Source organism: Lewinella sp. 4G2 (assembly GCF_001625015.1).
Taxonomy (GTDB): domain Bacteria; phylum Bacteroidota; class Bacteroidia; order Chitinophagales; family Saprospiraceae; genus Neolewinella.
Genome location: NZ_LVWJ02000012.1, coordinates 74,731 through 100,276, shown reverse-complemented (window position 1 = coordinate 100,276; position 25,546 = coordinate 74,731). Strand labels below are relative to the sequence as shown.

19 protein-coding genes and 1 tRNA gene are annotated in these 25,546 nt (G+C 57.1%); 12 read left to right on the top strand and 8 right to left on the bottom strand.

All coding sequences use genetic code 11. From position 1 onward, the window contains the following. Window positions 1-229 precede the first annotated feature (229 nt). Together A3850_RS01955 and A3850_RS01950 are read right to left on the bottom strand one after the other, a co-directional pair. Window positions 230-1,621, bottom strand: a complete 1,392-nt coding sequence (locus A3850_RS01955) for a dipeptidase (RefSeq protein WP_068213608.1) — start codon at window positions 1,619-1,621, stop codon at window positions 230-232. Between the two features lie 173 nt (window positions 1,622-1,794). After that, on the bottom strand, window positions 1,795-3,369 hold the full coding sequence (locus tag A3850_RS01950) for a mechanosensitive ion channel family protein (RefSeq protein ID WP_068213605.1): 1,575 nt from the start codon (window positions 3,367-3,369) through the stop codon (window positions 1,795-1,797). Between the two features lie 175 nt (window positions 3,370-3,544). Here A3850_RS01950 and A3850_RS01945 point away from each other — a divergent pair, with 175 nt between their 5' ends. Both A3850_RS01945 and A3850_RS01940 read left to right on the top strand, forming a co-directional pair. Beyond that, complete coding sequence (locus tag A3850_RS01945) at window positions 3,545-3,907, top strand: BlaI/MecI/CopY family transcriptional regulator (RefSeq protein ID WP_068213602.1); 363 nt, start codon at window positions 3,545-3,547, stop codon at window positions 3,905-3,907. 2 nt (window positions 3,908-3,909) lie between these two features. After that, window positions 3,910-5,751 (top strand): M56 family metallopeptidase, encoded by a 1,842-nt coding sequence (locus A3850_RS01940; protein WP_068213600.1) that lies wholly within the window; start codon window positions 3,910-3,912, stop codon window positions 5,749-5,751. Between the two features lie 99 nt (window positions 5,752-5,850). Here the strand turns inward: A3850_RS01940 and A3850_RS01935 are convergent, their stop codons facing one another. Both A3850_RS01935 and A3850_RS01930 read right to left on the bottom strand, forming a co-directional pair. Next, entirely contained in the window at window positions 5,851-6,759 is a 909-nt protein-coding gene (locus A3850_RS01935; RefSeq protein WP_068213597.1) for an NAD(P)/FAD-dependent oxidoreductase, read from the bottom strand. Window positions 6,760-6,944: 185 nt separating this feature from the next. Beyond that, window positions 6,945-7,742: an SDR family oxidoreductase gene (locus A3850_RS01930; RefSeq protein WP_068213593.1), complete on the bottom strand. Its 798-nt coding sequence runs from the start codon at window positions 7,740-7,742 to the stop codon at window positions 6,945-6,947. A gap of 172 nt (window positions 7,743-7,914) precedes the next feature. Here A3850_RS01930 and A3850_RS01925 point away from each other — a divergent pair, with 172 nt between their 5' ends. Next, entirely contained in the window at window positions 7,915-8,352 is a 438-nt protein-coding gene (locus A3850_RS01925) for a phosphoheptose isomerase (RefSeq protein ID WP_068213591.1), read from the top strand. A 320-nt stretch (window positions 8,353-8,672) separates the two neighbouring features. Here the strand turns inward: A3850_RS01925 and A3850_RS01920 are convergent, their stop codons facing one another. Then, on the bottom strand, window positions 8,673-10,040 hold the full coding sequence (locus A3850_RS01920; protein ID WP_076639914.1) for an alkaline phosphatase: 1,368 nt from the start codon (window positions 10,038-10,040) through the stop codon (window positions 8,673-8,675). Between the two features lie 200 nt (window positions 10,041-10,240). Here A3850_RS01920 and A3850_RS01915 point away from each other — a divergent pair. The 4 genes from A3850_RS01915 (at window position 10,241) to A3850_RS01900 (ending at window position 13,928) form a co-directional block, all read left to right on the top strand. Continuing rightward, window positions 10,241-10,325: transfer RNA gene (locus A3850_RS01915), tRNA-Leu, on the top strand. Window positions 10,326-10,585: 260 nt separating this feature from the next. Then, the gene (locus A3850_RS01910; protein WP_068213588.1) at window positions 10,586-10,963 is read left to right on the top strand and encodes a four helix bundle protein; all 378 of its coding nucleotides are present in this window, start codon (window positions 10,586-10,588) and stop codon (window positions 10,961-10,963) included. A 134-nt stretch (window positions 10,964-11,097) separates the two neighbouring features. Continuing rightward, window positions 11,098-11,898: a geranylgeranylglyceryl/heptaprenylglyceryl phosphate synthase gene (locus tag A3850_RS01905; protein ID WP_068213586.1), complete on the top strand. Its 801-nt coding sequence runs from the start codon at window positions 11,098-11,100 to the stop codon at window positions 11,896-11,898. A 155-nt stretch (window positions 11,899-12,053) separates the two neighbouring features. Then, window positions 12,054-13,928 carry an ABC-F family ATP-binding cassette domain-containing protein gene (locus A3850_RS01900; RefSeq protein WP_068213583.1) on the top strand — a complete coding sequence of 625 codons (1,875 nt, stop codon included), beginning with the start codon at window positions 12,054-12,056 and terminating at the stop codon, window positions 13,926-13,928. 85 nt (window positions 13,929-14,013) lie between these two features. Here the strand turns inward: A3850_RS01900 and A3850_RS01895 are convergent, their stop codons facing one another. Beyond that, window positions 14,014-14,475, bottom strand: a complete 462-nt coding sequence (locus A3850_RS01895) for a hypothetical protein (RefSeq protein ID WP_157500819.1) — start codon at window positions 14,473-14,475, stop codon at window positions 14,014-14,016. Between the two features lie 171 nt (window positions 14,476-14,646). Between A3850_RS01895 and A3850_RS01890 the strand changes: the two genes are divergently transcribed. Next, complete coding sequence (locus A3850_RS01890; protein WP_082921562.1) at window positions 14,647-17,640, top strand: gliding motility-associated C-terminal domain-containing protein; 2,994 nt, start codon at window positions 14,647-14,649, stop codon at window positions 17,638-17,640. 785 nt (window positions 17,641-18,425) lie between these two features. Continuing rightward, window positions 18,426-19,994, top strand: coding sequence for a hypothetical protein (locus A3850_RS01880; protein ID WP_068213572.1), 1,569 nt, complete (start codon window positions 18,426-18,428; stop codon window positions 19,992-19,994). 141 nt (window positions 19,995-20,135) lie between these two features. Here A3850_RS01880 and tgt read toward each other — a convergent pair whose 3' ends face one another. Further along, a complete protein-coding gene (gene tgt, locus A3850_RS01875) occupies window positions 20,136-21,269 on the bottom strand; it encodes a tRNA guanosine(34) transglycosylase Tgt (protein ID WP_068213569.1) in 1,134 nt (377 codons plus the stop codon). Between the two features lie 109 nt (window positions 21,270-21,378). On the opposite strand from tgt, the gene A3850_RS01870 reads away from it, so the two are divergent. The 3 genes from A3850_RS01870 to A3850_RS01860 all read left to right on the top strand — a co-directional run bounded on the left by A3850_RS01870 (window position 21,379) and on the right by A3850_RS01860 (window position 23,634). Next, window positions 21,379-21,951, top strand: coding sequence for a TetR/AcrR family transcriptional regulator (locus A3850_RS01870; protein WP_068213567.1), 573 nt, complete (start codon window positions 21,379-21,381; stop codon window positions 21,949-21,951). A gap of 6 nt (window positions 21,952-21,957) precedes the next feature. Continuing rightward, the gene (locus tag A3850_RS01865; RefSeq protein WP_068213565.1) at window positions 21,958-22,914 is read left to right on the top strand and encodes an alpha/beta fold hydrolase; all 957 of its coding nucleotides are present in this window, start codon (window positions 21,958-21,960) and stop codon (window positions 22,912-22,914) included. 84 nt (window positions 22,915-22,998) lie between these two features. Beyond that, complete coding sequence (locus A3850_RS01860) at window positions 22,999-23,634, top strand: peroxiredoxin (RefSeq protein WP_068213563.1); 636 nt, start codon at window positions 22,999-23,001, stop codon at window positions 23,632-23,634. Window positions 23,635-23,767: 133 nt separating this feature from the next. Here the strand turns inward: A3850_RS01860 and A3850_RS01855 are convergent, their stop codons facing one another. Next, on the bottom strand, window positions 23,768-25,213 hold the full coding sequence (locus tag A3850_RS01855) for a hypothetical protein (RefSeq protein ID WP_068213561.1): 1,446 nt from the start codon (window positions 25,211-25,213) through the stop codon (window positions 23,768-23,770). Between the last annotated feature and the right edge of the window lie 333 nt (window positions 25,214-25,546).

The following is a 25,546-nucleotide window of genomic DNA, read 5'->3' as shown; positions in this document are numbered from 1 at the left end:
ACACCTTCCCCAAGGTCGTCAATATTTTAATACACCACCTTCCCCAAGGTCGTCGGCCTATCGGCCTTGGGACCTTGGGCTAGTGGGGACCCTTTCAGGGTCCAACACCTTATGCGTCGGACCCTGAAGGGTCCCCATTAGCCCAGGGTCGATTGATCCAAAGGATTAATCAACCCTGGGTTTTCGTGAAAACCCTCCGGGTCTAAAACCATTCACGAAATTCCACCACCTAAACTCCCGCCTTCAAGCCTACGTAATGCCGGTAAAACGCCGGCACCGTCTCAATCCCTTTGTAGTAATTCCACAAGCCGAAGTGTTCGTTCGGGGAGTGGAGGCCATCGGTATCGAAGCCGAAGCCCATCAGGATGGTCTCTACCTCGAGTACCTCCTTGAATTTGGCGACGATGGGAATGGAACCGCCTTCGTACATCGGGACTGGTTCCACGCCGAAGGCATCCTTCATCGCTTCGGCGGCGGCGCGGTATTCGGGGGTATCCGTGGGGGTGACGTAGGGGTTGCCACCGTGGTGGGGCGTGACGGTCACCTTGGCGTGATCGGGGGCCAGCGATTTGAAGTGCTCCGTGAAGAGGTCCGCAATCTTGTGCCAGTCCTGCTTGCTGACGAGGCGCATGCTGATCTTGGCACTGGCCTTGGCGGGGATGACGGTCTTGGAACCCTCCCCGGTAAAGCCACCCCAGATACCGTTGCAATCCAGCGTTGGGAGGATGCCGGTGCGCTCGTAGGTATGGAAGCCGGATTGGCCTTCGAGGCCGTAAACGCCGGGGCTATCCATGTACTCCTGCTCGTCGAACGGAGCGTTGCGCATCATTTCGCGGTCGCGGTCGGAGGGGAAGTGGACGTCGTCGTAGAAGCCGGGAATGGTGATGCGGTTGTCCTCATCCTTCAGCTGGGCAATCATCTTGGCCAGGGTATTGATGGGGTTAGCTACGGCGCCACCGAAGAGGCCGGAGTGCATGTCAGCGCGGGCGGTCTTAACACTAACGTCCATGTACGCCAGGCCACGGAGGCCAACGGTGATGCTCGGTACTTCCTTGCTCAGCAGGCTGGTATCGGAGATCAGGATGACGTCCGACTTCAGCATCGCCTTGTGCTTTTTGATGAAGGGCTCCAGGTTGGGGCTGCCAATTTCCTCTTCGCCTTCGATCATGAACTTGACGTTACACGGCAGGCTGTCGGTTTGGATCATCGCCTCAACGGCCTTGACGTGGAGGAACATTTGCCCCTTATCATCCGTCGTCCCGCGGCCGAAGATGGCGCCATCGGGGTGGATCTCGGTCTTTTTGATGGTCGGCTCGAAGGGTTCGCTATTCCACTCATCCAGTGGGTCGGCGGGCTGCACGTCGTAGTGTCCGTAGACAAGGACGGTCGGCAGGCTTTCGTCGATGATCTTCTCCGCGTAGATGATGGGGTGGCCATCGGTTGGGTAGAGCGCCGCCTTGTCCAACCCGGCGCGGACGAGGTATTCCTGCACCATCACGGCGCACTGGTGGGTATCGTCGTCGTGCTCGGAAGCCGTACTGATGCTGGGGATGCGGAGGAGTTGGAAAAGTTCTTCGAGGTAGCGTTCGCGGTTCGCGTCGATGTAAGCTTGGGTGGTCATGTTCCGGGGTTATTTATGGGCTAAACGTCAATGAGCGGGGTGGCGTTTAATTAGTTTACAGTCTTTAGTCTGTAGTCTACAGTCATCAGGTTCTCCAAGCGGCCTCGCATCCGAGCGCAGCGACAATGGGAGGTTCTTGGAGCGGCCGGGAGTGGCAGTCCAAAATCCAACGTCTAAAATCTAACGTCCTTTTTAGGAATTGTACTCCCATTCCCATCCCGCACCGCCATATAGTGGGAGCTCATGATTTCGACGTTGGCTTCGTTGAAGGTATTTTGAATGTTGGCGTGCAGATCCGAATACGTGCGGGCCATCTTGTGGCTGTCGTTGGTATATGCGTTCAGTTCGTACTCCACGTACCAGTCGTTCAGGGCTTTTTGCAGGACGTAGGGCGCTGGCGCGGGTGCAATACCGGGGGTGCGGGTGGCCGCCTCAATCATTAGTTCGTGGACTTGGGGCCAGGGGACGTCGTACCCAATCGTGATGGACGTATGCAAAATGAGGCCCTCCTTCGCCGCCATGGCGCTGTAGTTCATCACCCCGCCACTCATCAGGATGCCGTTGGGAATGGTGACCTCTTCGTTACGGACCGTCCGGATGCGGGTAACCAGTAAGGTCTTGCTGAGAACGTCCCCCGTCACGTCCCCAATTTTGACGCGGTCACCCACCACGAAGGGCCGCATGTAGGTAAGGATGACCCCGGAAATGACGTTGCCAATGATACCCGCCGATCCGAGGGATAAGAGCAGGCCCACAAAAACGGAGATCCCCTGAAAAGCATCCGAACCGGCGCCAGGCAACCGGGGAAAGATCATCACTAACGTAAAGATGATGACGAGTACCCGCAGCAGATTAAACGTCGGTAGCGCCCAATCCGGGTAAAATCCATCCAGTGAAGTACGGCCGGTTTTTACCTGGAAGGCAATCTGTTTCATCCCCCGGATCAGGTAGCGGGCCACCACTACGAAGACGACGATGAACAGCAAATTGGGTAAGAAACCAGTGATACCGTCCCAAAGCGTCCGTAGCGGCGTAAGCACGTACTCGAGTAGGCGTTCACCAAATCCCCGCGTATAGGTCAGGTGGCTGAAGAGCCAGGGCAGGTAGAGATAGAGGATGGAAAACAGCACGGTATACCGCAGCATCCGCAGGACGAACAACAAGGCCTTCTGCTCCGTCGCCGGCGTGATGAGTTCGAACTTCCGGACGAGTAGATTCCGCCCGAATACCTTCTCCGTATCCAAATTCAGCAGCCGCTTGCGCACGTGGTTAAAACCGCGGGTAACCCCGAGCCAGATCAAAAAGAGCACCAGCAACGCGCCAAGGAAAATAGCCACGTCAGTTAGGATCGTCTTCCAAGAGTTATCCTCGTAGTCCTTGATGAGGGCGGCGCGGATGATGCCCAATCGCTCGTAGGCCACCTGCTCCGCATTTACCCCCAGGGTAGCGGAATCGCGGGGCGAGATGCTCGTCACCACCTCGTCACGGAGATACACTTCGGCCCCACCGTTATCGAGCGTCCCGACTTTGAGGCTGTCGAAGTCCGTTCGGGGTAAGACGCTGAGGCGGCGGATGATCTTCGCCACCCGGTCCGCCCGCTGCTGCGGCTGGAAGGTCCCGATCTTATTGTTGATCACGAACAGGGTGTCCTGGTTGAAGACCACCGGGGCCGGCGTCGGGCTAGCCTGGGCGGCGAGGGAGCCAAAACTTACCAGCAGGGCAAACAGGATAGCAAAGCGTAGTAGCATGCCGTAAAAGTAAGTTTAGTTAGGTAGCCCGCGACTGGAATTAATGCTGCGTTCAGGTTGATTCATGAGGAAAACCACGCAGTCACCTCCACTAACCGACGGGCATAACTATAAAACTGCATCACTAACTATAAAAATAGTTGCACAACTACTTTTATAGTCTTATCTTTACGGTATGGACGCACTCACCCGTAAAGAAGAAGAAATCCTCCGCCAGCTCTACCAGTTGGAAAAGGCTTTCGTCAAGGACATCATTGCCGCCCTCCCCGGCAAGAAACCGGCTTATACGACGGTCTCCACCGTCATCCGCAAGCTGGAAGAGAAGGGGTACGTGGACCACGAGCAATTTGGCACCACCTACCGCTACTTCCCCACCCGGCCAATCGAGGAATTACAGGCCAAGGACGTCGGTAAAGTCCTCCGAGAATACTTCTCCGGCAGCGCGAAGGAGCTCGTCTCCCATTTCGCCAAGAACAAGCACCTCACGCGGGCCGATCTCGAAGAAGTGATGCGCATGATTGACGAGCAAAACCAGTGATTATGGACCTCCTCTACTACCTCCTGGCCTTCACCTTACTGAGCATCCCGCTGGCCGGCGGCTACTGGCTACTGCGCCGTTTGCGGGATTTCACCGCCGCGCGTTACTACCTGCTGGCGGGGATGATTGGCTTACTGTTGCTGCCGTTGCTGCCCGAGCACGCTACACCCCTCATCACCCCGAGAGTGATCATTGGCCAAGCCATCCAAAGTGAAGCGGTTGCTACACCTACTCAAACATTACCCGCCGTAGTGCCGCAGGTTGGCCAGGTCCCAATTTCGGTTCCCACCACGGCAGACCAGGGCCAGAATGATGATAGCGAGACACGGACTACAGTAGCTCAGTCGCCCTCCCCTGCTGCCACGGGCGGCAGATCCTTCAATTTTCGGCTCCTACTCGTGCCCTATCTGCTGTTTTTTCTGATGATGGGCGTCCGCAGCCTAGCCCACATTTTTCAGACGCTTCGGCTTACCCGGGGTAGTCGACCTACCTCGCTTGCGGGGGTGCGGGAGCTTCCCCACGTACCGGATGCGGCCTTTACGTTTGGGCCCACAATCTACCTGGGGAGTGAGATCCTCAGTGGCCCGAGTGGCCAATTGATTCTTGCCCACGAACGCGTGCACCAGCGGCAGCGCCACACTATCGACATCTTGCTGGGCGAATTGGTGTTGCTGATCGGCTGGTTCAATCCACTGCTCCACTGGCTCGTGCGTGAGCAGAGACTCAACTTAGAATTTCTCGCCGATCAGGGCGTCGCCCACGGCGAGCACGACCGCCGCACCTACCAGATGACCCTCGCCCAACACTCCGCGCTGAGTGGCGCCTGGCCCCTGCAATTCAGCCCGCTCGGGCACCTTAAAACCCGCATTAACATGATGAAATTTCCACCGCGCAGCCGTGCGCTCGTCCTACCCGTCCTCTTGTTACTGGCCACCAGCCTCTTCCTGACCCGCTCACTTTTTGCGCGGACGCAGGTACCGGGGGAGGTGGCAAGCAGTACGGTACTCGCCGAACAAACTGAGGACAAACCCGACCAAGATTTCTGCGGCCCCTGCAAGTACGTGGACCATCCTGACCTCGTCCCCCAGCTCAAAAAAGGGGACAAACCCGAAGAGCTGGAATTCTACTTCCGCCGCCTCCCCACCCTCGATGAATGGTACCAGATCCGCGGCCTGCTCTGGCGCCTCGGGCATACGGATATGTCGATCTACCCCTCCTGCGATAACCCCGACGTACTGACCTTACAACTGGGCCACTTTATGCAACCGGAGGCGATCGCGACCGAGGAGAACATCGCCAACGTGGCCGCGAAAAAATACGCCTGGCTGCTGCACCTGAAACCAAGGGCCGGCGCTAGACGCGGGACGGGCTGGCTCCAACCGGTGTCCCGCGGCCTCCCACCCCGCCCACCGACCACCGACACACCCCGGACGGTGGCCGACGATGGCCTGGTGATCTACCTCAACCGCAAACAGATCCAGCTGCTCCCTGGTCCGGACACCCCGCTACGCGAAGACCCCGAAGGCCTGCCCGTACCGCCCACCCAACGGATGTCCTGCCTCCTGAGCTGTGAACAGCCCCTGGGCATCCATACGTCCTGGACCCAACCTGGCACCCTTCGTGATTACCTGGAGAACCGCCCGGTGATTGAACCGGTGAACCCCTCCGCGGCAAAGCCCCAGGAGCGCCAGAATGCCCGGCCCGCTCCCCTATTCTACCATAACAATGAGCGCGTGGGTGACGACTTCCTCGACCGGCCCCTCAACGAAAGAAACGCCATCGTCACCGGCACCTGCCCCGGTGGCCAGGCCCACATCATGGTGGTGGACGACATGGTCTGGTAGAAGAATTTATTTTTTTGGCTTACTCAGTTCGGGCAGCGCGGTTTTCGTGCTGCCCGGCTTTTTTGGGGTGCATACGCTGGGTTTTCCTGGCGCCTTTCCCTAAAAGTCCTCCATCACCAGCGCCCGGTTGACCATGGCCCCCGCCGTGCTTCCGCTGGCGATTGCCTGAGCTACGGAACGGAACATGGTCATGTTATCCCCACACGCATAAACACCGGGGGAAGTGGTCTCCGCAAACATATTGAGCTCCAGGTAGCCCTGCTCCGTGAGGGCGCACCCCAACTGAGCGGGCAGGGGCGATGACTGCTGGAAGGGTACGTAAGCATACAAAGCGGCGAGTGAAGACGGTGGCGCACCCTCTAATTCGAGGGATTGGATTTGACCGGCCTCGTGATTTATTGCGGTAACGCGCTGCTCGTTGATGAGGATGCCCTGACGCGCTAAGCCTTCGGTTTGGTCCTGGCTCAGGGTGGAGGGGCCGCCGGTGAACACGGTCAGATCCTCGGTGAGGTTCCTGACCATCATGGACATGTGGTAGGCGTAGTCGCCGTTTCCGAGGATGCCGGTGGGGAGCCCCCTTACTTCGTACCCGTGGCAATAAGGGCAGTGGATGGCGGTGATGCCCCAACACTCCGCAAAGCCCGGTAGTTGGGGTAATTCATCCTTGATCCCCGTTGCAAAAATCAGTTTTCGGCAGTGGAAAGAATCATCATCGTTGGTGGAAACGACAAAACCTTCCTCCGTTCGCATTGCCCCCACTACGAGTCCTTCCTTGAATTCAACGGAGGTATAGGCTAAAGTTTGTGCCTTCGCTAAAGCGCTAATGGCCGCCGGGGCTACCCCGTCCTGAGTGATGAGATTGTGGCTGTGGGGCGTCTGCCGGTTACAAGGCCGGCCACCATCGATGATGAGCGTGCGGCGTAACGATCTGCCCAGGGACATGGCGGCGGAGAGCCCGGCGTAACTGCCACCCACAATAATCGCGTCAAAAGAAGGAGAAGAATCCACGTAATTCGTTTTTGGTAATTACGGTGCAGACACTTTGCCACTCCCCAAAGTTGCAACCAAGTTGCAATAAGAAAACAGCCTCTTAAGTCTGCTTTCTGATGTCGCGGCGCTTCTTGCGCTCCGCATTATCAAACCCATGCGTGAGCCCTGCTACTTGCGTGGGATCCATACTACCTTAATGTTCCCTATTCATAATACTTCGCCAACACCTTCTCCCACAAACGCCCCGGCAACCACCGGCTGGCGACGGTACTCGCTTTCTGGACGAACTGACCCACCACGTAATATGGCTTGAGGCTATCCCGGTTCATGATGCGGTAGATCTCCTCGGCGACGTGGGTGGCGGACATCCCGGCGTCCACGTTGCTGGCCATGCCGTCATCCGCTTTGCGGTAGCGAGCCTGGTAGATGGGGTCGAGGTCTTCGGCGGGCTGGCGGTACTGGGTGGCGATGGAGTTTGTAGCGATATCTCCAGGAGCGACCATGGTGACCTGGAGGTCGGTACCCTGCACTTCGAGGCGGAGGGAATCCGTCATCGTTTTCAGGGCGGCCTTGCTGGCGCAGTAGGCCCCGCGGAAGGGGATGCCCATGAACCCGGCGATGCTGCCGACGAGGACCAGCCTCCCGCGCGGGCTCTTCCGGAGGTGGAGCAGCGTGGCCTGGCAGAGGTTCCAGCTTCCCCAGAAGTTAGTGTCCATGATCTTGCGGGCCCGTTCCGTAGGCATTTGTTCCACCGGCCCCGCCCCGCCGATCCCGGCGCAGTGGAGGACGATATCCAACCTTCCCGTTTCGGCTATTATCCGATCCGTTGCTTGCACCAGCGACAGCGCATCCGTCACGTCGGCGGGCAAGCTGGTGACGCCCTTGAGATCGACGGGGCGGCGGCTCATACCGTAGACGCGGTAGCCGCGCGCGGCCAGGAGAGGGGCGAGCGCTTCACCAACTCCAGAGCTGGCACCGGTGACGAGGGCGACTTCGGTCATACGTTACTTATTTGTGAGAAAGAGGGCGGATTGATTACGGACGGCGCAAATGTACGGCAGCCAAGCGCCGGCGGGCGGACGCTTTCTCCCGGCGCCCCCGGTGGCGAGCCGTTCCTTTTTCCCCTATCTTCGCGCTTTACTTTCAGGTTTGATCCCCCCAAACAACCGAAACATGACAAACGACGCTTCCGAAAAGGACCTCGAAACCACCTTCAACGAAAAAGGAGAACTCATCAGCCCCGTCCTGCCCGACGGCGTAAAGAACTTCCTCATCGACATCGACGGCACGATCTGTGACGACATCCCCAACGAAGAACCGGAGCGGATGGGCACCTGCCTCCCCTACCCCGACGCGCTACGCATCGTCAACAAGTGGTACGACGAAGGCCACCGCATCTGCTTCTTCACCAGCCGGACCGAAGAACACCGCGAAGTCACCGAAATGTGGCTCGACAAGCACAACTTCAAGTGGCACACCATGCTCATGGGCAAGCCCCGTGGCGGCAACTACCACTGGATCGATAACCACATCGTAAAGGCTACCCGGTTTAAGGGGAAGTTTACGGATTTGGTGGTGAAGAATCGGGATGTGGAGGTTTTTAATGACTAGGCGCTGCGCTGCGCTCGCTTGATTCTCGATTCTCGATTCTCGATAAGTGAGGACTGATTGGCTGCCGCTGTTACTCTCGCTGCGCTCGTTTGATTCTCGATTCTCGATTTGCTTCGCAGTACTTCGTGCACACGATAAGTGAGGACTGATTGGCTGCCGCTGTTACTCTCGCTGCGCTCGGCTTCCGCCGCTGCTCAAGCTGGCGTTGCTAACTCTTTGCTAACATAGGTGATACGATCACATTTGCGGGAGCACGCAGTGCGACAAAGCCGTGCGGTAGCCAATCAAGAATCGCCAATCGAGAATCGAGAATCGAGAATCTAAAGGGTTTTCTCCCAAATCACCTCCCCCAAAACATCATACGCGCCAACCGTCAGCCGGCGGGCGCCAGCGGGGCCGGAAAATTTTAGGAGACCAAAGTTATTCTTCAGCACGTGGGTGCCTTCCACGCGGTTGCGATTCACTTCGTCCTGGCTGCCCGCGATGCCGGCGGTGAGGGGGGAGATCGTTACGTCGTAGACCGTGGCACCGTTGGCCAGTTTCAGTTCGGAGAGTTCCGAGTGGTGGCGATCACCGGTGAGGAAGACGACGCCTTCGATGTTTTCTTCGGTGATGCGGGCCAGTAGGTAGCGTAGTTCCTCGGGGGCCAGGTTCACGTAATTTTCGTGGCCGGCGAAGGAGTTGAGGACCTGCCCGCCCACGCACACCATTTTCCAGGGCGCGTCGCTGAAGACGAGGTTATCGATGAGCCAATCGAGTTGGGTTTGGCCGAGGAGGGTTCGGTTATCGCCGCGCACCTGATCGTTCGGGGTGCGGAAGGAGCGGTTGTCGAGCAGGAAGAAATCCACGTCGTTGTAGCGGAATTGGGTCGTGATGCCGCGGGTGCCGTTGCGGATCTCATTTTCTTTGAGGCCGCTGCTGGGGTTGGCCCAGAACAGATCAAAAGTTTCCTTGGCCAATTCCCGATTGACCCAGCTGCGGTCGGAGTTGTTGGGCCCGTAATCGTGGTCGTCCCAGGTCGCGTAGTGGTGGGTGCGGGCCAGGAGGGCTTGCATTTCCGGCAGCGATCGGGTATGGGTGTAGCGGCGTTGGTATCCGGTGCGGGTGTACCAATCGGGTTCGCGTAAGTAGGTGTTGTCGCCCAGCCAGATCATGGCGTCCGGTTGCTTTTCGTTGATGGCTTTGAAGATCTTGTAGTTGTCTCCGTAGCCGGTGCCGGGTCGGTCGTACTTTGCTTCATTCACGTAGGTGCAACTGCCCAACGCAACCGTGAAATCGGGCGCGTCTCCCCGCCAGCGCCAAGTGGGTTGGGTGGTGAATTCCGTTGGGTAAGGGAAGGTCATCGCTTTGCCGTTCACGATCACTTCGTAGGTATAGTGCTCACCGGGTTCCACGGCGTTGGCGACCAGTTTTGCGGTGTAAGCGCTTTCGCTGTTAGTGCTCACGGTGGCGGTTTCGCGTCGCTCGCCGGCGTCATTCGTATACGCCACTTTCACTTGCGCGGGCCGTTGGGTCTGGACCCAGATCATGGCTTCCCGCTGCTCGTTGTACCCCAGCATGGGTCCGGATTGGATGAGCTGGCTTACGTCGTCACCGTAACGAAAAACCTGCCCGCTCGTCTTCTCGGGGGCGCTGCCGCAGGTGCAAAGGAGGAGGGATAGGGCAAGCAGGAGCAGAGGACGCATCATTGGTAGTTGGGTTGTGGCCGGAAAGATAGGTATCCACCGTAAAGCCAACATTAAGGGATTCACGCCCTGGTTCATTGCTGGCCATCTACTCTTTCCACCTTGCGACATTCCCCGACGCCGCAGCAACTATTTTTCTGTAATCTCTTGTTCACTTCAGACTAGCGTAGTACTTTTGCATCCGCTTAAACGCGCTACCCCACGCCCAGATGGTGGAATTGGTAGACACGCCAGCTTGAGGGGCTGGTGCTCATTGCGAGCGTGCAGGTTCGACTCCTGTTCTGGGCACTTTAAAAAGCTCTGATCTCTTTGTGGGATTAGGGCTTTTTTAGTCTGTAGTCTGTAGTCTGTAGTCTGTAGTCTGTAGTCTGTAGTCTGTAGTCTGTAGTCTAGTCTGTAGTCTGTAGTCTGTAGTCTGTAGTCTGTAGTCTGTAGTCTGTAGTCTGTAGTCTGTAGAATAGCGTTTTCATGCGTATTTAAACGAAAGTATACGGTTATATTTGGGTAAAGTTTGTGTGGTACTCGTCCTTTGTTAAAAATCTAGGATTATGTACAGTGGCTATACCAAGCTTTATGCTTTTGAAAAAGCGGAACTTCTTGCGCACGCGGTATTTGAGACCAGCAAGGCATTCCCGCGTATTGAGGACAGGAGTCTGACGGACCAAATCAGGCGTTCTTCTCGGTCTGTCTGTAGTAATATCGCCGAGAGTTACGCTAAACGGAGGTACCCTAAGCATTTCATCTCCAAATTAACCGACTCTTTAGGTGAGGCCTACGAAACGGAATGCTGGCTCAGATTCGCCAGAAGATGTAATTACATCAACAACGATACCTTTCTCGATTTGCACGGACAGGTAATCGAAGTCAACCGCTTGTTGATGAACATGATTCGCAACCCTGAAACATTCGCCGACAAGTTCACCTAAGGAAGTGTGGTTCCCGACTATAGACTACAGACCATAGACTACAGACTGTTAACCATAGACTACAGACTGTTAACTATAGACTACAGACTGTAGACTAATAAACCCTACCTTAGCCCGCCAACAGCTTCCCACCTATGGTATATCCCACGCTCACCGACGCCCGGGCTTCCGGCAACAAATTGCTGGCGGTACTGATCGATCCGGACAAGGCCCGGCGGGACAATCTGTTGCAACTGGCCAACTACGCCAACGAGGGCCACGTGGACCTTTTCCTCTGGGGAGGCAGCCTCGTCAACGCACCGCAGGCGGCTTATTACCTGAAATTTTTGAAGGGACATGTAGAGAACACCCCGGTGATCCTCTTCCCCGGTTCCACCTACCAGTTGGATAAGGAAGCGGATGCCATCTTGCTCCTCTCCCTGCTCTCCGGTCGTAACCCTGATCTCCTCATCGGACGCCACGTGCAGGTTGCGGGGAGGCTCAAGCAGATGAAACTGGAGACCATCCCTACTGGCTACCTCCTAGTGGATGGTGGCAAGCCCACTTCGGTCTCTTACATGAGCAATACGACGCCCATCCCGGCGGATAAACCCAGCATTGCCGCAGCTACCGCCCTGGCGGGAGAGCAACTTGGCATGCGGCTGATCTACCTCGATGCCGGCAGCGGTGCCCAGAACCCGATTTCCCCCGAATTCATCGCTACCGTGCGCCACGAAGTCGACCTCCCCATCATTGTTGGTGGCGGGATCCGTACGCCCGAACGCGCCACGGCAGCGCTTGACGCCGGTGCTGACATGATCGTCGTTGGTAACGCCCTCGAGCGGAACAGTGACTGGTTACCCGAACTGGCCGCCGCCGTCCGGGCCACCTCCCGGCAGTTTGATATCGCCGTAGAAGCCGAACCCACAGCTAAGGCGAAGGGGACGCCGGCTTAGGAAGACTTTGTTCGGATTTTTGCTCTGCGGCAATTCCAAACCAACGCAAAATTCCGCTCCGTTGCCGGACTAAGTAGTCCCCCGCCAAAAAGTTACCTTCGCCCTCCAGCTACCGCAGTAGTCGACTCCTTCCTACCCGATACTCCCAACAAGCTATGGTCTACCTAGAACTCACCGACGTCTCCAAGATCTACGGCGATAAAGTCCTGTTTGATCGCGTCAGCCTGCAGGTGGCGAGGGGGACGAAAGTGGCCCTCGTCGCCAAGAACGGCACCGGCAAATCCACCCTGTTGCGGGTCGCCGCGGCCGTGGACCTACCCGAAGGCCTCGGGTCCGAACGCTACGTCCACAAGGATGCCCGGTTGGCCTACCTGCCTCAGGAGCCAGACTTCGGGGAGAACGCCACGGTAATGGACGCCGTTTTCGATAGCGACAACCCCGTCGTCCGCGCGGTACGGGACTACGAGGAGGCCCTCTCCCACCCCGACAAGGTCGAGCGCCTGCTAAAGGCCTCCGCCAAAATGGATGAGCTACGCGCCTGGGACATCGAAGCCCGCATCAAAGAAGTTCTCTCCAAACTCAACGTGGACCGCTACGACCAAAAGGTATCCACCCTCTCCGGTGGCCAACGTAAGCGCGTCGCCCTGGCCAAACTCATCATCGACGAGCCGGACCTCATCATCATGGATGAGCCGACCAACCACCTCGACCTGGACATGATCGAATGGCTCGAGGAATGGCTCCAAACCTCCACCCTCACCCTGCTGATGGTGACGCACGACCGGTACTTCCTCGAACGGGTCTGTAACCGCATCATCGAGCTGGACGGCGGCGAGATCTACCATTACACCGGCAACTACTCCGAGTTCCTCGAGAAGAAGGCCACCCGCGAAGAAACCGCTTCCGCCGAACTGGACAAGGACCGCAAGCGGATGAAGAAGGAATTGGAGTGGGTCCGCCGCATGCCTTCCGGCCGGGGGACGAAGGCCAAATCCCGCCTCACCGCCTTCGCCGAGCTGAAGAACAAGGTCACCGGCCACCGCCGCGAAGGGGAGCTTACCATCGAAATCAAGGGGCAGCGCCTGGGCGGCAAGATCCTGGAGGCCTACAACATCAGCAAGACCTACGGGCAGCGCCAACTGGTGAAGGGTTTCAGCTATAAATTCAAGAAGAACGAACGGGTCGGCATCGTGGGCCGTAATGGGGCGGGGAAATCCACCCTACTCCACATGCTCACCAAGGAGCTGGAACCGGACACGGGGAAGGTCATCCACGGCGTCAACACCCACTTTGGTTACTATACCCAGGATGGCATCAACCTAGACAACGACAAACGCGTCATCGAGGCCATTCGGGAGATCGCGGAGTTCATCCCGTTGGAGAAAGGGCAGAAGCTGACGGCCCGCGGCCTCCTCAACCGCTTCATGTTTCCGGATAAGCAGCAACAGGTGTACATCAGCCAGCTTTCCGGGGGGGAACGGCGGCGGCTTTACCTGCTCACCATCTTGATGAAGAACCCCAACTTCCTCATCCTCGATGAGCCGACGAACGATCTCGACATCATGACGCTCAACATCCTGGAGGAATTCCTCCTGGACTTCCCCGGTTGCGTCCTCATCGTATCCCACGACCGGTTTTTTCTGGATAAGATCGCCGACCACCTGTTCATCTTTGAAGAAGAGGGCAACATCCGCGATTGGAACGGTCTTTATACCGAATACCGGGAGGTCCGTAAGGAAGAGCTGGCCGCTAAGTCGGCGGAACCGTCCACCCCATCGGCTCCTAAACCCTCCAGCCCCGCACCTGCGGCAGCGCCCGAAAAACATATGAGCCAGGAAGAGCGCAAGGCCATCCGCCGGGTAGAAGGGCAGATTGATAAACTGGAAAAGGCCAAGGCCAGGATCAACGCCCAGTTCGAAAATGCCGCCAACCTCGCCCCGGATAAAATAGCCGAATTAGGCAAGGAACTCGCCGCCCTCAACGAGCAGATCGAAGAGAAGGAAATGGAGTGGATGGAGTTGGTGGGATAAAAAAACCCGAACGGACGGCGGGGCGTACGTTCGGGTTCGGCAGTAATTTCAGTAGTAATTTCAGTAGAACTACAACCAGGGTCGATTACATACCGCCCAGCTTCTTCGCACCGGCGTCGAGCGCGGAAGCGAGGGTGTTGAGGGCGGGCATTTCACCGCTCATGCCGCGTACTTCGGTGGCGAGGCCGCTGAGAATACCGGATACTTTGCTACCGTCGATGCTACCGGCCGTGAGCTCATTCTTGAGGTTGGAGAGGCCGGAGACGACGCCGTCGGCACCTTCCACGCCCTTGAGCTTGCCCATCCAGCTTTCGATGTTGCTGGTGGCCACGTCGGGGGAAAGGGCGGTGATGTCTCCACCGGCGGACTGCACCGCCTGGATCGTAGACTGGAGGAGGTTAGCGCCCTCGGCTTTCGCGGCGGCGGCCTCGGTATCGACCATTTCGGAAGCGGCGGCCATGTTGTCGTTGGCGGCGTCCTTCATGGACTCGGTTTCGCCACAGGCCGTTACGAGCAGGGCGAGGAAAAGAAAGGATAAGAATCTCATAGTGTGATTGGATTTGCCGTCTAACCCCACCACGCACGGGTTGTTCAGCCAGCGTTCACCAAACACACACTTGCCGTCCAGTAGGTAGCGCAACTAATCGTGTTGGCCAACCGGTTGACCTACTGCCTACTGCGGCAAAGATTATTTACGTTAGGTTGTTAACCGGCCCCGATGCGTTCCCCAGCGGACTTTCGGGGTCATTTTCGTGCGGGAATGACCCATTACGGCCGTTCCCTGTTGTGCCGGGGTAGCAAATTGGATACCTTCCTTACCGTGACGCACCCGCAACGATACTTCCTGCCGTACTGCCTGGCCCTCCTGGGGGTTTTGGGTGGCGTAAATGCCGTGGCGCAGGAGTTCGACCTGAAGTATTTTGATTACGCGGGGAGTGGGCGCCAGGCCCTCTTCGAAGTACAGGCCCTACCCGCTGGAGAAGTATTGATGTACGGCCACCACTTCGCCAGCCAGTTGGAAACGGAACGCGCCGGCGTCATCCTCACCGTCAACGAATGGGGCGACCAGGCCGGGCCGGCCCACCACATCAGCGACCTGCCCGCGCAGATCAAGGACGTCTACCTGGCGCCGGACGGTAGCCAGACTTTACTCACCTCCTACCAGGCGCCCAACTCCCTCGTGCGGTCCTACGGAATCATCAGGCGGGACGCGGCGTTTGACGTTCAATCGAGCCGCAGTTGGGTGGGGACGATGCAGGCCGTGGCGGGGGATGGAACTGGCAACCTTTACGTGGTCGGAAGCTCCCGGGCCAGCCTCGGGGCCATCACCAAAATTGGATCCAATGGCGAGCCGATTTTTGCGCGCAAACTCGTTCCCGAAACCGTGCGGCCAGCCAGTTTGCTGGACGTGCAAGTTTTACGCAACGGAGACCTGCTCGCGCTGGGGTTCATCACGACCACCGTAGGCGGCACCCCGCAGAAGGAAATCACCCTGCTACGCTTCACGGCTGATGGCGCGATTGTGTGGTCTAAAAAGATCAGCCGCGACCGGTTTTTCGGAGCTGATGGCCTCATCATGGAACTGCGCCAACCCTCCCGCTTCCACCTGGACGCCGAGGAGAATATTCACCTCATCACTTTTCTCGGCGCGGGTGGCAATCAGTGGCGAACTCACCTCCTGAAACTGGATCCCGACGGCGAGGTCATCCACTCAACCGCTTACCGCACCGACGATCAGTTTGCCGGGCAGGGGGCCATCCACGTGAGTGAAGAAGGCCTGGTGACGGCCGCCTTTGCCAGCATCACTTCGCCCTCCGCCCACAGCCTCACCGTACTGCGGATCGACGCCGAGGGGAATCCGCTCCAAGCTATCCGCAAGGACGGCGAACAGTACGACGTAAGCGGCATCACTTGGAATGCCGACCCCGGCGCCTTTTTCATCAGCGGCGTAACGCGCGATTGCCAGGACGGCGAACGCGTCAATTACCTGGCCCGCCTCGACGAAGCCCTCTTCTTCGCCACGCCGGAATGCCCCGGCGATCCCGTCAGCTACCTCGCCGAGGAGGTACCCGTAGCCATCCTTGCCCACCCCGTAGCATTCGAGGAATTGGTGAGTGAAGGGAGCAGCCCACCGACGCTGGAGGAGTTTACCGTCCGGCAACGCTCCGTCGGCTGCACCGTTTTCGAGCCCGTGGAGCTACCGCCCTACATCGTCGGTTGCGGTACCGTCCCCGGCCGCTACTCCCTCGTGGATAGCATCCGGACGCTGGACGACGGGGCCAACCTGCGCTCCGTTCGGGTGCGCATTACGGGCGGGCCGCTCGGAGCCAGCTTGCGTTACGAAGGGGCACCCTACCCCGCCGTTACCTCCACGAACGCACAAGAGATCACCTACCGGGAGCCGGACCGGTACGCCGTGCGTAACCTGCAGTTCTTTCTGGACCGGCTTTCCCTGGTGCCACCGGCGGGGCTCGATTTTGCGGGGACGTACGCCATTGAATTTGCCGTGGAAGGCAACTGCGGGGAGCGGTTTACCCGATCCGTTACGGTTACGGTTTTGCGCCCGACGGCCGCACCGGAGTTGGCGGAAGGCGGCACCCTCACGTTGTGCCCCGGTGCGCCCCTCGTCCTGCGGGCGCGCTCCCCCATCCCCGCCAATTTCACCTGGCCGGATGGCTCGACGGCGGACACATTGCTCGTCGACCAACCCGGCAATTACACCGTGGCGGCGGATAATGGCTGCGGCGCCGACGCTACTACCTTCACCGTCGTTCAGCCTACCGCTCCCCTGCCTCCGGGCGCGGATACCACGCTTTACGTTTGCCCCGGCGGCTCCGTCACTTACCGCCTTCCCGATCATCAGGCGCTGCCGCAGGTGCAGTGGAATGACGGCCGGACCGACCCCCAAAGAACCTGGGAGAGCGACGAATTAGGGACGTACACCCTCAGCCTCAGGACGGATTGCGAAGCGGTGAGCTACGGCATCACGATCGCCCCCAGCAGTGATGTATCGGCGGCCGCCAGTGACCGGACCTTCAACCTCTGCGCGCCGGGGGATACGGTGTGGCTGTCCTTACCCCAGCTTGCCGGCGTAACCTCAAGCTGGACGGATGGCTTCGCTGACGTGGCCCGCCCCGTCATAGCTGCGGCCGACTTCGAAATACGGATGGACAACGGATGTACTGATGCAGCGGCTACTTATTCCGTTCGCCCGGCCCCAGTGTCAACGCTGACGGATGAAACCATCAATGAGTTACTCTGCTACGGGGATTCCGTTCGTTTTAGGCCGGATCCTCGCCCCGGTTTGACGACCTACCTACCCGATGATTCGCTGCGTACTGAATTTTGGGTAAGGGCCGGTTCGAGCCTCTCGCTGGTGCGGACCGACGGTTGCGCGGAGGCTACCCTTACGTTCAATGCCCTCGCCGAAGACTGTTGCCGGGTCTACCTCCCCACCGCCTTCTCCCCCAACGGCGACGGCGTGAACGACACCTACGCCCCCCAACCCGCGCGAGGGAGTTGCGCCCTGTACGCCAACCCCGAGTTGCGGGTGTACGACCGTTGGGGGAGCCTGGTCCACGCTGGCAGCGAAGCCTGGGATGGCCGGGTTCGGGGGGAATTGGCGGCTGCGGGCACCTACCTCGTGCGGCATACTTATTTTAATGGGAGGGAGACGGTGGAGCGGGTGGTGGAGGTTGTCTTGTTACAGTGATGGGGGAGGTTTCGACGACCACAACGTGTTAAGCGCTGGGGATTGATTGAGGTATTTCTTTTGGGAGGAACTGCTTTGCGGATAGTAGGCAACTATATAAAAGAGATTGAGCATAAGCCTTGCGACAGAAATTTGTGAGGCAGGATATTAGTGCTTTAAATCAGGCAGAAATTATCCAACGATTGTATTTTTAACTGGCTCGTTGGCCATCACCTCATTCCTTACGGCCAGGCCAATTTTCGTACTTCCTGAGACCGATTTAATAAATAGTGGCGGTCAACCGAAATCGTGCGAATGAAGCAAATCCTGCAATCGATAGCAATAAGGATTCCTTGCTTATTACTATACGAATCACGAAGAAGACGATGCAAGTCCTTGGATAACAGCACTTTATTGGTTACATTACGAATGAATTAAAGATGTACACTTTGATTTTTCTTATTCACCTGACCTAGCTACCCCCACCACCTCGCACACAATTAGTTGCCTAAACATACCCACCGTGCTTATCTAAACGCACCCTTTATGTATAGTACCCTCACTGAGGGAAATGGTTACGCGCGCTTCGCGAATGGATTTAGCTTTGTTGTAAACATCACGTTGATGAATTTTTATACCCCGCCCCCTCGCAATGGAATCATTTCATATTCCATGAAGCCAAATAAGTCTGCTGAGGGCGTGTTAAGAATGGATGCTCGTAATTACGGGCTTAAGTCCGGGATGTATCAATTACGCCTTATTACGAGCTTGAACGAAGTTTTTCTAGAAAAGTTAATCATTGAACTATGAATTATTTTAAGAACGTAGCTAAAATTATCTCAATAGGTTGCTTTTTATTGAGTTCTGTATCTCTCTTCGCTCAAAGAAACGCGCAATACGACAATAATTGGCTGTTGGCTATCGGAGACAGTGCCTTGTCAGTAAATTTCACCAATGGATATCCAGAAGTAAATAAAGTGGACCTTATTACAGAATTCGAGATGACCTCCACGTTCATGTCTAACAAAGATGGCGATCTTCAATTTTACAGTAACGGATGTGCGATATTCAATAAAAATCATGTAATAATGCATAATGGAAGAAAGCTTAATGCTGGAAGCGTTGCTGACGACTATTGCATTGACCCTCAATTTGGTGAAATCGGATTTTACCCTGGGAGCTCTCGTACACTTTTGTCCATACCTAAACCATATAGCGACAGGGAGTATTTCGTTTTACACAGGCCACTATATAGAGACACCACTGATACTTATCCAAATTGGGTTCGGAACAGGTCTTTTATTACCACTATTAATATGGAGGAAAATAATGGGCTTGGAAGAGTAATGGAATTGAGGAAGGAATACAGTACTAGATATTTTGAGAGCGGGTTCACCATGAACAAGCATGCTAACGGTGAAGATTGGTGGGTCATTGACCCACTGTTGGAATCGGATTCGATTGCTGTTTTTTTACTCGATAGTAATGGAATGAATATTGCCCATGTTTTCAACATAGGTCTTACTGATGACAATTCGACTCGTGGTTTCGAGCAGGCCATATTTTCTCCTGACGGCTCCCTATTTATCCGTCATAATGGCAACATTGGCACTAGAATTTTCGACTTTAACCGGTCGACCGGTGAATTGTCCAACTTTCGACATTTGCCACTGCCGCCTGACGATCCTCAAACTGCTTACACTTGGGGCTATGGAGGCGTAGCTGTAAGTCCCAATGGAAGATTTTTATATGTAAGTAATTGGTCAAGGGTGTTTCAATATGATCTGGATGCCAGTGACGTATTGCAAAGCCGAATGTTAATTGCGGACTTGGAATACAGAAACGACCACCGTTTAGAAGATGTTACGACTACCGTCAGAATGCAGCTTGGTCCGGATTGTAAAATCTATATTTTTGCTCACGCGGGTAATGATATTCACGTGATCCATAATCCTAATGAGAAAGGCGCTGCCTGTGATTGGGAGGAGGACGGGTTGGCTTTGCCACATAGCGTTTCACGGGATCAACCCTACTTCCCCGTCTTCCGCATTGGTACGGCTAAAGATCCCGTTTCTCCTTGCGTGGACTATTCCTCCGTCGCAACGGAAGAGCAGTATTTACCGGTTAAAACTTACGTGACCATTTCACCTAACCCAAGCTCTGGTCCGGTCCAGTTGAAATTGCGCGAAGGTATCTCAGCACTTAACCTGAGTTGGGCGCTCTATGATGCCGGGGGGCGACGCGTTCAGTCCGTCGAACTAAACCACCGTAAGCAATTGACAATCCCACGGCAAAATCTGCCCGCTGGCCTATACTACTGGGAATTAGGCAGCAGTAGCGGCACGCTGGATAGAGGGAAGCTTGTGTTTCATTAGTGGCGAAACTTTTCAGATGCCTAGCGGGGCGATCATCTAACGTGGTGATCGCCCCGATTTTTATTGAGGTCATTCCTCCCCCACCAAACCCCGCACCCGCGGCAGCGCCCTGCAAAAGCAACAATACCAAAACCAAACCAACTACAGCTTAGTCTCCAGCAACGGAACCAGCTCCGCTTTCCAGGCCGCGAAACTGCCGTCGAGAATGCGCTCGCGGGCTTCCTCGACGAGGGCCAGGTAAAAGCGCAGGTTGTGCAGCGTGGCCAGCTGGGGGCCGAGCAATTCGTTGACGCGGAAGAGGTGGTGGACGTACGCCTTGGTGTGGGCCCGGGAAGTAGGCGCCCCGGCCGGGTGGTCATCGACCACGGAAAAATCGTTGCGCCAGCGGGCGTTTTTGATGTTGATGATGCCCCGGCGCGTGTACAGCATGCCGTGGCGGGCGTTGCGCGAGGGCAATACGCAGTCGAACATATCCACCCCGCGGCTAATGCATTCGAGGAGGTTGGCCGGGGTGCCGACGCCCATCAGGTAACGCGGTTTGGCTTTGGGTAGGATGTCGCAACACAACTTGGCGATCCGGTACATATCAGCGATGGGCTCCCCCACGGAGAGGCCGCCGATGGCGTTGCCCGGCTGGTCCTGGGCGGCGATGAACTCGCAGGATTTGCGCCGCAGGTCGTCGTAAGAACTGCCCTGCACGATGGGAAAGAGGGCCTGGTCGTGGCCGTACTTGGGGGCGGAATCCCGCATGAATTGGACGCAGCGCTCCAGCCAGCGGTGGGTGAGGTGCATACTTTTTTCGGCGTACACTTTCTCGCTGGGGTAAGGCGGGCACTCGTCGAAGGCCATCACGATGTCTGCCCCAATGTCCCGCTGGATGCCGAGGCTGGATTCCGGGCTGAAGAGGTGTTTGCTGCCGTCGATGTGGTTGGCGAAGGTGGCGCCCTCCTCGGTGATCTTCCGCCGGTGGGCCAGGCTGAACACCTGGTACCCGCCGCTATCGGTGAGGATGGGCCCGTCCCAGTTCATGAACCGGTGCAGACCGCCGGCAGCCGACATCGTTTCCATGCCCGGGCGCAAAAAAAGATGGTAGGTATTACCCAGGATGATCTGGGCTTGCACCTGCTCCCGCAACTCTCGTTGGTGGACGCCCTTGACCGTCCCGATCGTACCCACGGGCATGAAGATGGGCGTCTGAATGGTGCCGTGGTCGGTGGTCAATTCACCGGCGCGGGCGTCGGTGGCGGTATCCGTATGCTGGAGCTTGAAGGTCATGCCGCGAAGATATACCCGCGGCAAAGTGTTTGGGAATTTCCGCGGAAGGGAGTAAAAGATTTCAAAAAGCGACTATCTTTGCCAACCAACCGGTCGGTAAAACAACACCATGCCAAAAGTCAAAACGAACCGCGCCGAAATTCTGCGCGCCGTGTGGAAGGTCTTCCACGAAAAAGGGTACCACGATGCTTCCCTCCAGCAACTGGCCACGGCGGCGGGGCTGGGTAAGGCGGGCCTCCTCCATCACTTCGGGAGTAAGGCCGACCTGATGAAAGCGGCCCTCGAATACGCCATGGAGTGGTACGAAACCCGCGTTCTCACCCAGCTGCAGGGCGATGCACCGGCCGCGGAAAGACTGGGTGCCTTTATGGATTGTCACTTCCGCCTCTGTGAGCTCAACGGCGGCGCCGGCTGCTTTTTCGCTAACACCATTTTGGAAACGGGTGGTAACGGGCTTTTCGCCGCGGGGCTCACCCACTTCCACAACCGCTGGAAGGAAGTTACCCAGGCTTTTCTCCAGGAACGCTTCCCGGAGGCGGAGGCGGCCGAACGCACCTACCGGCTCTTCGCGGATTACCAGGGCAGCGTCATTCTCTACAAACTCTACCAGGATACGTCCCACCTGGAACGCTTCCGGGCCCGCGCCCTGGAATCCCTGAACCTACCCATCTACCCAAAATGACCCACGATGAACACCCGCAAACTACTTTTTAAAGGGCTGGGCCTTGGCCTGAACCTGCTGTCTTACGTCAGCCCCCAGAAAACGGGCGACCTCACTTTTAAGATCTTCGCCACCCCTCCCCCACCGAACGTACGGGAGAAGGAGCGCAAATTCCTGACAACGGCGGAGCGCCAGGATTTTAAGCACGAAGGCAAAAACGTGGCCGTCTACTCGTGGGGCCCGGCGGACGGCCCGATCGTCATCTGCTCCTACGGTTGGGGCTATAACGCGGGGCGGTGGCGCCACTACGTCCCTACCCTCGTGGAGGCCGGGATGCGTGTGGTGGCCTTCGACCCCGTCGGCCACGGGCTGGCGGATAAGGGCGTGCTCCACTTTCCGCGTATGGTCAACATCATCCAACAACTGATCCGGCAAACGGGCGGCTGCGAGATGGCGCTGGTCCACAGCTTCGGGGGCGGTTGCCTCATCGAAGCACTGGCGGGGCTGCCAAAGGGCCTGCACCCCAAACGGATGTGCGTCCTGGCGACCTTTTCCACCGTGCGCTGGATCTTCCTCACCTTCACCCAGAGCCTGGGCCTCCGCGATATCGTATTCGAAAAGCTGGAAGCCTACGTGTACACCATTGCCGGCCGCCACCTTAACGATTACGACGTGGCCGCCAGCGCCGCCCAACTCGGCCACGTGGAAGCGCTATTAATTCACGATCCGGCGGACAGCGTAACCGCCTTCATGAACTCCGAACGCAACCACAGCCACTGGCCGGGCAGCGCCCTGTACCGCGCGGAAGGGGCCGGCCACCACCTGGGCACGGCCGGCGTGACGCGGATTGTCCTGGAGTACCTGGTCAACGGCACCCTGCCCGATCCCGTATCCATTAACAAAGGCGACGTAGAACCTATCCCGGCCGTCATGACGCTGGAGGACCTCTCCACTACCGGCGGGGTGAGTGATTACTACCAGTAGGAAATACGGACAAGGGAGCACCGCCGCCATTCAACAATCCCGGCGTCCACCCCGTTAGCAGGGCGAACCTAAACAAACTGCTATATGCCCATCAGACTCGGCGATACCGCCCCCAACTTCGACGCCCAAACCACCCAGGGAGACATCAACTTCTACGACTGGGCCGGTGATAACTGGGTCGTCCTCTACTCCCACCCCTCTGATTACACCCCCGTCTGTACCACCGAACTCGGCCGGACGGCAGCCCTAAAAGAAGACTTCGAGCAACGCTCCGCCAAGGTGATTGCCCTTAGCGTGGACGACCTGGAAAGCCACATGGGCTGGGTGGGCGATATTGAAGAGACCCAGAACGTGAAGATGAACTTCCCCATCATCGCGGACCCCGACAAGAAGATCGCCGTAGCCTACGACATGATCCACCCGGAAGCCGACGCCAAGTTCACCGTCCGCTCCGTGTTCATCATCGACCCGAACAAGAAAGTTCGCCTCACGCTGACCTACCCACCCGCTACGGGACGGAACTTCCAGGAGATCCTCCGCGTCCTAGACAGCCTCCAACTCACCGACAACTACTCCGTCGCCACCCCCGTGGACTGGAAAGACGGCGAAGACGTAGTCGTCAGCCCCGGCATCAAAACGGAAGATATTCCGGACAGATTTCCGAAGGGCCACAAAGTCATCAAGCCGTATTTGCGGACGACTCCCCAACCGAATCGTTAGAGGACTTGGCACCGTAATTAAGTATCGGTCTTCCTCTTTCCAAAGCACCAAAATACCAAAGCACCTTTCTAAGTATTGCTTTGGTACTTTGGTGCTTTGGTCATTTAATATTCATCCTTACGGGCGGTCACCCTTACTTCCCTTCATAAGTCATCTTCACCAACCGCAACTTATTCCGCGTCTCCGAGGGTAGGATCATCTCGTTCCCGGCTACCTGGATACCATCTTTAAAACGGAGGCGGAGGTCGAGGTCGCGCGTGTTAAAGAGGCTGTTCCGGTCAAATTCACCGCGGCCGTTGACGACGTACTCGCTCACCGTATTCTCGAAGCGGATCTCGTCGTTGAACAGGAAGCGTAGGCTGCGGGGGTTCTCCATCAGGAAGAAGCCTGAGTACACGCCGCCGTCGTCCTGGCTGTACTGTTTTTTGTGGAGGATGTTGTTCCAGTGCGGTTTCCCGTCGGGGTGCACGGCGAAGACAATCACTTCATCGTAGTGGTAATCCACCAGGGGCCGAATACCAAAATCAGTCGCTACCTGAGTTCTGCTGGCGGCGCTGCGGCGCTCCAGTTGGCGGTTGCGTTCCGTAACGAGCAGCGCGCCCCCGTCGTGGCGCAGGATGACGTCCCGCACGCTCATCTCGTCAATACCGGGGTGCTTCTTATTGTACTTCTTCCCCTGTACGTTACGGATCAGCGGGATCGGGAAGGGCACGAAGCGGGGGTCCGCCGCCGTCGGGTTGGCGGGGTCCACGGCAACGGTGAAGTAACCTTCCGCCTTACTGAAATCGCGGGTCGTATACAGGCCGCCACCCAGTAGGCGATCGTTCATGTTATCGTAGCGCCAAAACAGATCGTAAGTCAGGCTATCGCCCATCGAGACTTCAAATTCCCGCGCCGCTTGTTTGGCCTCCAGGTGGTGTACCTCGAACCGGTGTTCCTTCCGCTTGCTCTTAAAGTTGTCCCGCTCGATGATGAAAAACAAATCGCCCGAGTTGGCGACTTCCGCCTGCAGAAAATCTTCGCCGTAATAGAAATTCTTCGGTTCAATCACGCGGTCGTACAGCAGCTTTTGCTCAGCCAGATCGATGCCGATAACGCGGGGCTTAGTGCTCTGGTCGGTAAAGAGAATGACCAACTTCGTATCGTCCTCCGAGCGGTAGATCTCGTCCTCCGGGTTAGATACAAACAGCCCAAAATTGACCAGCGTCGTGCTGTCCTTGAGGTTACCAGCGGGGTTGTATAAATCCACCTGCAGACTGTGCCTACCGGATTCTCGAAAAAGATAGACCAAGTAAAACCCCGTCCCATCCTGCTTGGCGACGGACTCCAGCAGGCGCACGTTGCGGCCCCGCAGTTCCAGTTCCTTCTCCCAAGTCTGCTTCATCCCCCGGTTGTAGGCGGTCAGCAGGTACTTCGTGCTCCGGTCCTGCAACAGCAGCGTCTGCCCGCCCAATTTCCCGATCAAACTGTAGTCCGTATCGCTGCGCATCGTCAGCTCGTCGCTCACCGTCAGCACTTGGGCGCTGCCGCAGGTGCAGAGTAAGGACAAAAACAGGGCCAGGAAAAACGACAACCGCATAGCTGGAGGATTTAACCAATGCAACGATCTCCCGCCCAGGTAGTTGCTTAAAGTGATGGTAGACGGGCAATTTTGCATGCTGCCTAACTTTTTGTTGGTCGCTGGGACCTTGTAGCGTCCGGTTATGTGGGCGACCGCACGCTCGCAGGACGATTCTATTTCCGCTGCGCTACAATAAAATCGACGCTACGAGGAGCTCTGGGTAACGGGGAGGATTAGACAACTACGATAATCCAGGTCCTCGTAGCATCCGACGTAGGAGGTCCTGCGAGCGTCCGGTTGTGTGGTCGACCGCACGCTCGCAGGACGATTCTATTTCCGCTGCGCTACAAT

Bases quoted from the DNA above. Each gene is read 5' to 3' on its own strand.
- A3850_RS01920 (WP_076639914.1), bottom strand. From the start codon at position 10,040: ATGATGCGTCCTCTGCTCCTGCTTGCCCTATCCCTCCTCCTTTGCACC.
- A3850_RS01860 (WP_068213563.1), top strand. From the start codon at position 22,999: ATGCCCATCAGACTCGGCGATACCGCCCCCAACTTCGACGCCCAAACC.
- tgt (WP_068213569.1), bottom strand. From the start codon at position 21,269: ATGACCTTCAAGCTCCAGCATACGGATACCGCCACCGACGCCCGCGCC.
- A3850_RS01930 (WP_068213593.1), bottom strand. From the start codon at position 7,742: ATGACCGAAGTCGCCCTCGTCACCGGTGCCAGCTCTGGAGTTGGTGAA.
- A3850_RS01870 (WP_068213567.1), top strand. From the start codon at position 21,379: ATGCCAAAAGTCAAAACGAACCGCGCCGAAATTCTGCGCGCCGTGTGG.
- A3850_RS01880 (WP_068213572.1), top strand. From the start codon at position 18,426: ATGAATTATTTTAAGAACGTAGCTAAAATTATCTCAATAGGTTGCTTT.
- A3850_RS01950 (WP_068213605.1), bottom strand. From the start codon at position 3,369: ATGCTACTACGCTTTGCTATCCTGTTTGCCCTGCTGGTAAGTTTTGGC.
- A3850_RS01855 (WP_068213561.1), bottom strand. From the start codon at position 25,213: ATGCGGTTGTCGTTTTTCCTGGCCCTGTTTTTGTCCTTACTCTGCACC.
- A3850_RS01940 (WP_068213600.1), top strand. From the start codon at position 3,910: ATGGACCTCCTCTACTACCTCCTGGCCTTCACCTTACTGAGCATCCCG.
- A3850_RS01955 (WP_068213608.1), bottom strand. From the start codon at position 1,621: ATGACCACCCAAGCTTACATCGACGCGAACCGCGAACGCTACCTCGAA.
- A3850_RS01865 (WP_068213565.1), top strand. From the start codon at position 21,958: ATGAACACCCGCAAACTACTTTTTAAAGGGCTGGGCCTTGGCCTGAAC.
- A3850_RS01945 (WP_068213602.1), top strand. From the start codon at position 3,545: ATGGACGCACTCACCCGTAAAGAAGAAGAAATCCTCCGCCAGCTCTAC.
- A3850_RS01905 (WP_068213586.1), top strand. From the start codon at position 11,098: ATGGTATATCCCACGCTCACCGACGCCCGGGCTTCCGGCAACAAATTG.
- A3850_RS01925 (WP_068213591.1), top strand. From the start codon at position 7,915: ATGACAAACGACGCTTCCGAAAAGGACCTCGAAACCACCTTCAACGAA.
- A3850_RS01890 (WP_082921562.1), top strand. From the start codon at position 14,647: ATGCGTTCCCCAGCGGACTTTCGGGGTCATTTTCGTGCGGGAATGACC.
- A3850_RS01910 (WP_068213588.1), top strand. From the start codon at position 10,586: ATGTACAGTGGCTATACCAAGCTTTATGCTTTTGAAAAAGCGGAACTT.
- A3850_RS01900 (WP_068213583.1), top strand. From the start codon at position 12,054: ATGGTCTACCTAGAACTCACCGACGTCTCCAAGATCTACGGCGATAAA.
- A3850_RS01895 (WP_157500819.1), bottom strand. From the start codon at position 14,475: ATGAGATTCTTATCCTTTCTTTTCCTCGCCCTGCTCGTAACGGCCTGT.